The sequence below is a fragment of the Caldanaerobius polysaccharolyticus DSM 13641 genome (genome assembly GCF_000427425.1).
Classification (GTDB): domain Bacteria; phylum Bacillota; class Thermoanaerobacteria; order Thermoanaerobacterales; family Caldanaerobiaceae; genus Caldanaerobius; species Caldanaerobius polysaccharolyticus.
In genome coordinates this window covers 191,608-201,814 of record NZ_KE386493.1, presented here as the reverse complement: position 1 = coordinate 201,814, position 10,207 = coordinate 191,608, and the positions used below count along the sequence as shown (strand labels likewise).

General features: G+C 36.9%; 10 protein-coding genes and 2 pseudogenes. 2 read left to right on the top strand and 10 right to left on the bottom strand.

The features are described 5' to 3' along the window. Window positions 1-590: pseudogene (locus CALPO_RS12915) on the top strand (IS110 family RNA-guided transposase); the annotation flags it as partial. Between the two features lie 130 nt (window positions 591-720). On the opposite strand, the gene CALPO_RS12910 reads toward CALPO_RS12915, so the two are convergent. The 10 genes and pseudogenes from CALPO_RS12910 to CALPO_RS0100950 form a co-directional block, all read right to left on the bottom strand. Further along, window positions 721-1,116 carry a hypothetical protein gene (locus tag CALPO_RS12910; RefSeq protein WP_156940112.1) on the bottom strand — a complete coding sequence of 132 codons (396 nt, stop codon included), beginning with the start codon at window positions 1,114-1,116 and terminating at the stop codon, window positions 721-723. Between the two features lie 44 nt (window positions 1,117-1,160). Then, window positions 1,161-1,448, bottom strand: coding sequence for a hypothetical protein (locus CALPO_RS12905; protein ID WP_174391318.1), 288 nt, complete (start codon window positions 1,446-1,448; stop codon window positions 1,161-1,163). A 13-nt stretch (window positions 1,449-1,461) separates the two neighbouring features. Then, entirely contained in the window at window positions 1,462-2,100 is a 639-nt protein-coding gene (locus tag CALPO_RS0100985) for a hypothetical protein (RefSeq protein ID WP_026485666.1), read from the bottom strand. A 98-nt stretch (window positions 2,101-2,198) separates the two neighbouring features. After that, window positions 2,199-2,572: pseudogene (locus CALPO_RS15155) on the bottom strand (mannose-1-phosphate guanylyltransferase); the annotation flags it as partial. 134 nt (window positions 2,573-2,706) lie between these two features. Then, window positions 2,707-3,318, bottom strand: coding sequence for a P-loop NTPase family protein (locus CALPO_RS0100975; RefSeq protein WP_026485665.1), 612 nt, complete (start codon window positions 3,316-3,318; stop codon window positions 2,707-2,709). Between the two features lie 171 nt (window positions 3,319-3,489). After that, window positions 3,490-4,953 (bottom strand): AAA family ATPase, encoded by a 1,464-nt coding sequence (locus CALPO_RS0100970; RefSeq protein WP_026485664.1) that lies wholly within the window; start codon window positions 4,951-4,953, stop codon window positions 3,490-3,492. After that, on the bottom strand, window positions 4,943-5,596 hold the full coding sequence (locus tag CALPO_RS0100965) for a hypothetical protein (RefSeq protein ID WP_026485663.1): 654 nt from the start codon (window positions 5,594-5,596) through the stop codon (window positions 4,943-4,945). The genes CALPO_RS0100970 and CALPO_RS0100965 overlap by 11 nt, the downstream gene beginning before the upstream one ends. An 18-nt stretch (window positions 5,597-5,614) precedes the next feature. Then, entirely contained in the window at window positions 5,615-7,453 is a 1,839-nt protein-coding gene (locus tag CALPO_RS0100960) for an SIR2 family NAD-dependent protein deacylase (RefSeq protein ID WP_169736173.1), read from the bottom strand. A gap of 477 nt (window positions 7,454-7,930) precedes the next feature. Next, window positions 7,931-8,386, bottom strand: a complete 456-nt coding sequence (locus CALPO_RS0100955; RefSeq protein ID WP_026485661.1) for a hypothetical protein — start codon at window positions 8,384-8,386, stop codon at window positions 7,931-7,933. 182 nt (window positions 8,387-8,568) lie between these two features. After that, window positions 8,569-9,585, bottom strand: a complete 1,017-nt coding sequence (locus tag CALPO_RS0100950) for a DUF7309 domain-containing protein (protein ID WP_026485660.1) — start codon at window positions 9,583-9,585, stop codon at window positions 8,569-8,571. Between the two features lie 304 nt (window positions 9,586-9,889). Here CALPO_RS0100950 and CALPO_RS14060 point away from each other — a divergent pair, with 304 nt between their 5' ends. Continuing rightward, a complete protein-coding gene (locus tag CALPO_RS14060) occupies window positions 9,890-10,114 on the top strand; it encodes a transposase (protein ID WP_084295107.1) in 225 nt (74 codons plus the stop codon). The last annotated feature ends 93 nt before the right edge of the window (window positions 10,115-10,207 follow it).

The following is a 10,207-nucleotide window of genomic DNA, read 5'->3' as shown; positions in this document are numbered from 1 at the left end:
CATGGTAACAATAGATTGAGCAATCCTGAAGAAATTGCTAAAACACTTAAATCCGCTGCTAATAGGGCATATCGTCTTAATCCCGACATGTGCGATACTGTTAGCATGACTCTGACCATGACTCTTGAAAATATTAGATTTCTTGAATCTCAGCTTAAAAACTGGATAAAGAAATCTCTAAACAGCTTAATGCTTTTCGCCAAACTCTGACTACTATTCCAGGCATCGGCGATGTATTAGCCGCAGGCCTTGTGGCTGAGATTGGTGATGTTAAGCGGTTTAAAAATGAATGCGCTGTAGCCAAATTTGCAGGCCTCGTGTGGAATAAATATCAATCTGGCAACTTTAGTGCTGAAGACACCTCTTTAGCTAAGTGCGGCAACCAATATTTGAGGTACTATCTTGTAGAAGCAGCCAATTGCGTAAGGATACACGCAAAAGAGTATGCTGATTTTTACTGCAAGAAGTACAATGAGGTTACCAAACACCAGCATAAGAGAGCCCTCGTCTTAACGGCACGTAAGCTTGTGAGACTGGTCTTTGCCTTGCTGAGCAAAGGCCAAATCTACCAACCGGGAGGTAATGGATAGATTTAGCAAATACATTTAACTGAATATCAGCTAAGTTTCCTTCCATTATTATCCAATATATGGTGGGCTTATTAAGTGTTGCCTTTTTTAGAGTTTTTGAGGTCTTTATTTTTCAAGGTTCCAAAAAATACTACTTGACATTACACCGCTTGTCTTCATCTTTTTTAACATAGACGTAATTATCGCTATACTCTGCAAACTCCTTATTAAAAAACACCAAATCAAAATTAGCATTTCCTACCTGGTTTTCATTATAAACAAATATAGTCCTACAAGAACAATCATAATTTTTCGCTTCCAATCCAAAAGGCCCTAACTTCTGAGATACGTATTCCAATAAGCTACCTTTGTTGTTATAAGATAGAAAATTAAAACATAATTCCAAAAAAACATTAGCATCCTCATCTTTTATAACTTTTCCAATTACAAATCTATCAACTAAAATTTTTAAATGTGCTTTTGTCAAATTGTGTTTTTCATCAATTATAATTTTTATAAATAAATTAAAAAACTTTTCATTCTTCAATAAAAAATCACCAAGCTTCCTGATTATATGATCCGCTTGGTAATTTATTTTCCTTTTTTCGATTTTGTATCCCATAATAGTTCATACATAACAATAAATTCAGCATATATTTCTAATACACTTATGTTTTCTTCAATACCAGTTATTTTAAAGATTGCTTTACAATCAAAGCCTTTTTCCCTTATTCCCTCTACTTGAAAATTATAATCAAAATTCACATTTACTCCCTTTTGAAATTTAGTGCTATCACTCGATCTTTTACACTTTAACTCAGATAGATATATGTTAAGCAGCTCTACATTTTTTATGATTTCTTTGTATTTATCTTCCATCTCAACACCCCTTTTATGCAGCAAAATTACACTCATCACTGCATTCCTGTATTTCCAGTGTATCTTTTAGTATATAAGCATTTAAATAATCCTCAAATTGCTTTTCATATAAATTTTTTATAAACATAATTAAATCTTCAGGTATATCTTCATACCAAGCTAACAAGTCGTTATAAAAAACAATATCTTTTCTACATTTCTGAAAAACTGCATATTCCTCTTTATAACTTAAAAGTATTTTCTTTAATCTTTGCAGTGAATCATAGTTCAGCAAATTTAAATAATCATAGTTACTTATATAGCCACTCTTATTTTTCAATAATTTCTCTACTCGGTGGTATTCATCATACAAGCATTCATAATTGTTTTCCTTTATCGTTTTTATATCATTCCTTAAATTATCCAATAGCCAATTAAAAAACTCTTTAATATCATCAACAATACCACGTTGTTCATATTCCAACAAAAAACTACGAAGAGTTGATTTCAAACTTGTTCCACTAATATATTTTTTACCAAAATAATCAATAGCCTTATTTTCATCAAAGCCAATATTAACATCAAAAATAAACCTAATGTCACTACCAAATCCTTTATCAAACATGTTATCACCCTCTTTTATAACAAAGCCATGTTGTTCCTTTATTACCATATTATCATACTTCCCTTTCTAAGTCTATAGCACTTTATAATAATTATTTCCATATATTGTATTCATATACTTTTAAAATTATGAAAGGGAAGTGTTCATCAACTAATTTTTCCCTCATAAATACTCCGCTTTTTTTTAAGCTCCTTTAATACCCTCTTTCACATCCTTATCCTTTGAACATATCAACAAAGCATCTTCCGTGTCCACGATTATGACATCTTCTATACCCAACGTAGCGATGAGCTTCTCACTGCCTGTGATGATGCACTTCTTTGTATCTACGCTCACCACATTGCCTTTTATGACATTGGCCGTTTTCGTCCTTTTCGTAAAGCCTTTCTATAGACGTCCAGCTTCCGACGTCGTCCCAGCCAAAATCGTCAGGTACTACATAGGCATTTTGAGACTTCTCCATCACGCCATAATCTATCGATATGCTCTCAAGCTTTCAGTATTCGTTGTATAAAAGCCTCAAAGCCATATATTCTCTGCAAAGTGTTTCTTGAATATCCCGAGTGCTCATGCCATTGACGTATAACGTTTCATATCAACACAACAGAAACTCAGGAGTTTTAATGGACAATAAAGAAGTTATTCTATCTCCCCTTAATAATTCCTCTTACATATAGTATCAAGTACATGTGCCAATTTTTTTCTGCTATCTTTGGACACTTCAAGCCCGGGAACAGCTTTTCTCTGCTCAATTTTCGGCCCATCAGACTGACTCCAGTCAACAAAATTCAAAATTCGCAGTTCCCTACCCTCCGGAGGAATAAGAAAATCAAGGAGACGGTTTGTCAGATCCTCGTGGTGGCTGACAATAAAGACCTGACGTCTGGCAGAAACTTCTCTGGGTGCATAAGCAATCTGCCTGATTAGTGCAGCAGTTCGCGGCAGCTGAGCCATATCGAAGACAGTAGTTACGTCATCTAAGGCTATAATGTTATGTCCGATATATTTATTAAGAGAATAGTTAAGACCAAGTAGTAGAGCAAGGCCTAACTGAGCTTTTTGACCAATTGAAAAGGCCTTGAGTGGTCGACCATCTGCCGCATAAACCTGCAACGTATCACCAGATTTTGCGCCTTTGCCTCGTTTAATTTCCAAGCAAACAGGGCAGATACCTTCTACAATACGAAAACGTTCCAAAATCTCGTTTATATTTTTTTCTAGTTCCTTAAGAACATTCTTCGGCGGAAGAAGTGCCGCGTTTAACACCGAATTTTTTCCTGTTTCCTTCTTCAATGCTTCTGAAACTATGTCTATATACTTCTTTACCCTGATATAACTTTCTTTTTGCTGTAAAGCAGATATTCGGCGTTCGTCGAGTTCCTCTACCTGGATCCATTGCGATATTGCCTCTTGAACGCGATCTATCGCGGAATGAAGTTAGCTCGGTTGAACTGTAAAAGATGACATTCTTTCTTTTAAGATAGAAGAAGGTATAGGTGTATCGCTATTTTTAAAGTCCTTTAATTCGGAATTTAATCCGGTTTGCTCCAACAAATAAAAGATTTTTTTTGATTTCTCTAAAAGCATACTCTGATTTTGCATTTCCTTCTGCTTGTCAAAAACCCTTTGTTGAAGTTCAAAGCGTTTTTGACCGATACGCGACTGCCATTCCTCAAGCCGATCAATTAGCCTGTCAAGATCATCTATCCCAATCTTTCGGAGCCATTCGATAATAGATAAAGGCGGACTAATATCCGGACTGACTTCGGGCACTTCAAGCCACATTTTACCTTGATCTCGCAGAGCCGTCAAAACTTCCACCAGATTCGGTCCTTTTGGGTTATCAAAGTGCCGTTCCAGTTTTTCAAACAATGTTAGTTGCATCTCCAGCTTACGGACTTCCTTCGATAACCCGCTTATTTCCTTTTCCTTTTCAGGCCAATTACTAGGTGGAAACACCTGAGCATCGTTAGGTATATCATCTAGAAGCAACTTGAGCTTCTCTCTAGATCCAGCCATTTGATTTATTACTTTATACCGTAATTGAGACATAGCTTCTTCTATAAAATGTAAGACTACAGAAGGCTTTTCATCTGTACCAAGCTGCTTTCCATTAGGCATAAGCAAATCCAAACATTCCGCACCCCAACTTCTCAACTCATTCTGCCATCCTGCTCGCAGATTCTCTGAATTTATCAAAAATAACCAATTCCTATCCCTTTCAGGAAGTGTAATCTGCATTTCCGTCCGTGCTGCTTTTACCATTTCATTCCATGCGTCTCTGAAAGCAACCACCGCCTTTTTTCTCTTTTCATTGATATCACCTTCACTGGGAAAATCCTTTTGAGCAAAACTTTTCAATATATTGTCAGAATCAGCCTTCCATTGTTTCAGCGCTTGTCTCACCGCATCCTGGGCTTTCTGTACATTTTCAGGTTTTGGGCTGAGAAATTCTAAAAGTCCAACCTGAGCATCCTCCTCTTCAAAAAGTTTGCTCAAGAGGTCCTGGTAAAAAAAACTGCAACGTGCAGCCAATTCCTTTGAAATACCGCCGATCCATGAGTTTTCCAAAGGTACAATCTCAGGTTGTTTTTTCGAATTTTCCCCGACAGTCACCTTCACAGTATCGCTTTCGTTTTCAGCATATTTAACAACTGCCTCAATATAAGTTTCACCATGATTTTCCCCATTGCACGAAGATAATGGTAACCTTTCTGAATAATAATGACGATTCAATAAAAGGCAAAGCGCATCGACAAAACTCGTTTTGCCGAAACCATTGGGGCCCGTCAGCAACACAATATCAGCGTCGGTATTTAATTCAATCGGGGTGTCATTTACAAACCCCCTAAACCTGCAAAGTTTTATCGACTTTACACGCGATACATGTTTATCGTTCACTGCCCTTTCTCCCCTCCATGAGCTTATATATGTCTTCCATCCTCCCATTTAACCAATTTTGAATAGGCTTATCGGTTCCTTCATCCAAAGTTTGGGCTATAGCGGCCAGTAGGCTTGCGTGTTCCTCCGAAATTCGCCTAGACCGCATCTCGCTTTGAAAACTATTAATGATAGCTTTAATATCTCGAGGTTTCAGTTCTATCTGTGGCCAGGCTGTAGAGGCTGTTCCTAATATCTTCCGAATAATATCCTCGACATCTTTATTTTTATCCTTATCTTCGCTTAAAACAACAATGGAAAAGTCTCCTCGATGCCAATCCTGATCGGCAGCCCACTGATTCAGCTTATTTTTGATTTCAGCATCGACCCCTTCTGGAACATGAATCAAACACAATACCGGGACTACCAGCTCCAATTCTTCGGCATAACTGGATAAAAAACGCAGGAGGCGACCGAGACACTCTTTGGTTCTGTTAGTTTCAGAAACTCCACGTTCCCAAGAAAGGTGTACAGCCAGAGCTACCTCTGATATATAAATACCCTTTACAATAAGACCAAGATCTTTACAACCTGTATAGTCCATTAGCGATTCTATATCTAAATCGAGCTTCCATTCATTTAATTGGAAAGATTTATCCACCATGTTCCTCACCTCCTTAAACTATAATGATTCCGTCCTGAGACGCACACGGCGACGTCCCTCATCAGTTAATAGAAAAGTCTTCCTAAGATTATCGTGAAATGTCTTCTTGGCCTCTCGAACATTATGGGCATGTCCTAACAACTGTAAAAATGAGATCTGGCGAACCGTAACTACCTTTATATCATCATTCTTCTTATTAACCAACCATATTCTGCGAGTACTTGCCTGCCAATCACCGACCACTATCTGTATAGCTGTGCTAATTTTCTTGTCTTCACTCCACAATATTCTTTGAGGTAAGTAGCTTGCTGCATCTCTATGGATAATGTAGAGCCTAATATTTGCACCACTAAATATATGGGACGTATCAATATATAGCCCCAAGGGGCCATCCTTATCGCCGATCATGTTATTCAGTAGCTGCCAGGTAATATCACTATTAGGTTCATATGAATCATTTAATAATAATAAATAGATTAACATTAACACAATCATTATTAACACTGAATTTTCAATAAGATTGCTGTACAAGCCCTCCTTTACCTCAGGTTGAATTCCACGTACCCGTTCTACCCATCTCATCAGAGGAATAACTCTTCTTTCACCTTCTTTTAAGTCAAGCATTTCTGGAAAACGTCCGAAACTGAACCCCGAGTTATTTTCGGGAGCTAACCAATCGAGAACTTCGACCATAAGTGCGCTAGCACAGGGTAATGACAACGAGAGAAAGGACGCAGCAGCACCATCGCGCCTGCATTCTTTCCTCAAAAGTCGCCAAAAAGCTGCCTGGAAAACGCGCTTCCAGAATATATCGGCTTCCAGTACCTGTGTACCTGAACTATCCTTTGAATCAAAAAACTCAATATCTGAACCGAGAAAGGAATTTGCATTGAGGTCTTTCGGGCTGATCGATGCATTAGAGTAGTGAGCAAAGGCGTGCAATATTTGTGTTTGACTGAAGGTAAGCTCATTTTCATAAGCAGCTATAAAAGGTGCATTCGGCTTGGTCCAAACTTCGTCATTACTATTTGTACCTGACTGGGTACTATCCTGCTCTTGCAAAGCAAACTCCTCACAGACCTGCATAACTGTAAAGCGTACCTGCGGTTCATCACTGCCAAAACCGGAGAAAAGAAGGGTGCGCGAACGCATTCGATCGCGGAAAAGATCCCTTGCCCAGCTGCGATGTCGCCAGTGCTGCAGATCTCTTTCGGTCAAAAGAATACTTTTACATTTACATTGTCCATTCTGAGCATGATCTTGCTTCGAAGGCAGCTTTCCGGCACATCCGTTTATTTTATAAACCTTAAGACACCGCCGTGGTTTTGGCCCACTTGTAAATTTTCTTCCTGCCTTGTCACGATATTCTGAGAGTGTATCTATCACCAAAGCCGGAGAATCATCTCCCGTCAAGGGATATTTCAATCCAAAAGTATTACAATAAGCTTGTTCCATACACGTATCGTAATTGGTGGTAATTACTTCGTCTATAAGTCCTTCCCTCGCAAGAAATGCAATGTAATAGTGAGCATCGGTAGGCTCTACATTTGCAAATTCAGGGATCTTTAAAATGTCGTAGATTAGCTCAAATCTCCTACATGTCTCGATCTGATGATTTTCTGAGCAGGACCACTCCCAAAGCTCACAGACTTTATCAAAGGATATATTGTGTTTGTCCCTACTCTCCTCATTACACACTTCTTTTTTAACTACACATGATTTACAACATTTTTGACTTGCGCATTTTTCTTTCAAAGCTTCAAAAACGCGATTTTGCATTTTATTCGTTTTCGTGAGGCCAGTGATTCCTCCACGATGTTTAGCTTCGTAAGAAACACCCGCACCGATAAACGGCACAACCATTCCCTCGAGCAATCTTGTGAGCAATCGGTCAAATGTAGTTTTGGGTTCTCTTTTCGCGACCATCTTATCACACATCGGGACTATATATCCCGATACCTCCTCCCTGCCATTTTGTCCAAACTTCTCATTAGCGACTATTAAATTGTACGTTTTACTTATTTAGCCCAATGGTGACACTCTATGACTTAATTTCTCTAGTCGCAGATCAAAATCATGGCAACAATAGACTGAACAATCCCCAAGAAATTGCTAAAACACTTGTATGATACTGTCAACATGACTTTGACCATGACTCTTGAAAACATCAGATTTCTTGAATCTCAGCTTATTTATCTTATCATTTTATCCTGTAAATAACAACACAAACATTAAAAATATTTCGACATATCTCGACAAAATAAAAACAGGAACAATCCTGTTTTTTACTAAAACAAACTCTTTATAACTATCGTAAACAATACTAAGCCGTTGCTATACTAAATATTTTTCAAAATCATTAACTATCGCTTCTATATCCTCATAATTTTTATAAGTATAACAAGCAGCTTTTATTTTATCACCAACTGCCGTTTGCATTTTATCCCGAAGGAAACGCCAAAGAGATAAATGGGATCCATAATCCGCTTCGCTACTTTGATGAAACACATGAAAAAGGACAATAGGCTTTTTTATAATATCTAGATTTTTTTCTAAACAATACCAATATTTAACTAGGTTCGTAACACCACCAGCGCTTTCTGCTTCAATCACAATGTGATAAGTTTCAGTATTAACCCTTAGGTCACCAAACTGAAAGTAGGTGTTACCATCAATAATTATCCGGTTGTCTTTTCCTTGTCCTTTAAATACATTATAACCATATTTATGTGCTACCTCCACAAACCTTTTAAGGATTTCACTTTCAATATTCATTCTTTTTCTTTGCATGATACTACAATCCCTTCTATACCCAATGTGGCGATAAGCTCATCGCTGTTTTTGGTTTCCTAGTTTATATATTTAATATTTATATTTTCATCGTATTTTAAGTGAGCTGATAAGGACTTCTCTATTTTTATACTATTTTGTATATCTACTTTTCACTTCAAGTTATTTTTGATTAAAAATTCTTAAAATCCTCTCTGCTCTAAAATTTTTATAAAGTTATCAATGGCATTTAAACGTCCCCTAATTTTCAACTCTATATTGATATTATTGCATATATCTTCTATTATGCTCCTTATGTATTCATCTCTTACATAAACCCTTTTGGGTTTTCCAGTTTGTAAAATATAGTCAATAATCATTCTCAAAATTTCAGATATCTCATCATCTTTTGGAGAAAGTAACTTTTGATCAAGCACAATTCCCGTTCTAGAGTCAGCCAAAACACATATTCTAATAGATAGTGGCCTTTCATATTTTTTATCTTTTATGCTCCCTTGCACATAAGCTATATCTAATTCCAATATGCTATTTATAGTTTGCTGTTTATTAAGCCTAGAAATTGACACCTCGTCTTTTAAAAACACTTTTTTATAGGCAGGAGGTACTGAGAAAAGCGGCGCTTCACAATTAAGCCATTGCTTCGTTTCCTCATCATATCTACGAAGCAATGTCATGCCTTTTCCAAAGTTCACTTTAATTTTACCTTCTATATATGCCTGAAGAGCCATGTATAAATTTTTCAAAATTTCTGTTTCTTTTAATACTTCATCTTCATCTAAAATATATGGCGAATAACCTTTTTTAAATGAGCGAAAGTAAATCCAGTTATTTTTCCCTCTAAATTTTAACCCCAAATCTTTGATAATCTGTAGTTCTTCCTTAAACAATTCTTCCCTGTCACCAAAAAAACAGATAATAACATTATCCTCTTGAAACCTTATTACCTGCTCAGGTGGAATATCATCTCTTTGAATCATTGCCATAAGCCTATTAAACGCTTCAAAGCCATAATAACTTGCAATACAAAAACACTCTCCGCTCTTTCCCATTACACTACAATAAACAGGTTCACTCATAGCAGGGTGAAGTATAGTTATTAAATCCATATCCCACAAATGCTCCCATGGCCTTAATTCTTTAACTTCAGAAGCTACTTTATAAAGTTCTCGCCACTCATCTAAAGTTGCTTTTTTACCCATTGTTCAAAATTCCTTTCACTTATTTTTAAATTTTTACTTATATTTTTATTCTACATCTAAGACATACTATTTTCAAAGTTTAATTTATATCTTCTCATATACTCCTGATGAGATCGCTGTTATGCCTATGGAGGATCTTGTTGATTTTGTCTTGAGTCATTTTGAGCAATCCCCAAGAAATTGCTAAAACACTTAAATCCGCTGCTAACAGGGCATATCGGCTTAATCCCGACATGTGCGATACTGTTAGTATGACTTTGACTATGACTCTTGAAAATAACAGCTTAATGCTTTTCGCCAAACTCTGACTACTATTCCAGGCATCGGCGATGTATTAGCCGCAGGCCTTGTGGCTGAGATTGGTGATGTTAAGCGGTTTAAAAATGAATGCGCTGTAGCCAAATTTGCAGGCCTTGTGTGGAATAAATATCAATCTGGCAACTTTAGTGCTGAAGACACCTCTTTAGCTAAGAAGTTTTCTTTCATTATTATCCAATACATGGTGGGTTGTCCTTTTGGGAATTTATGAGGTCTTTATTTTTCAAGGTTTCAAGAAATACTACTTGACATACATCGCTTGTTTTCCCACTGTAGTTTGTAAAAGGCACGATAATCAATTAAT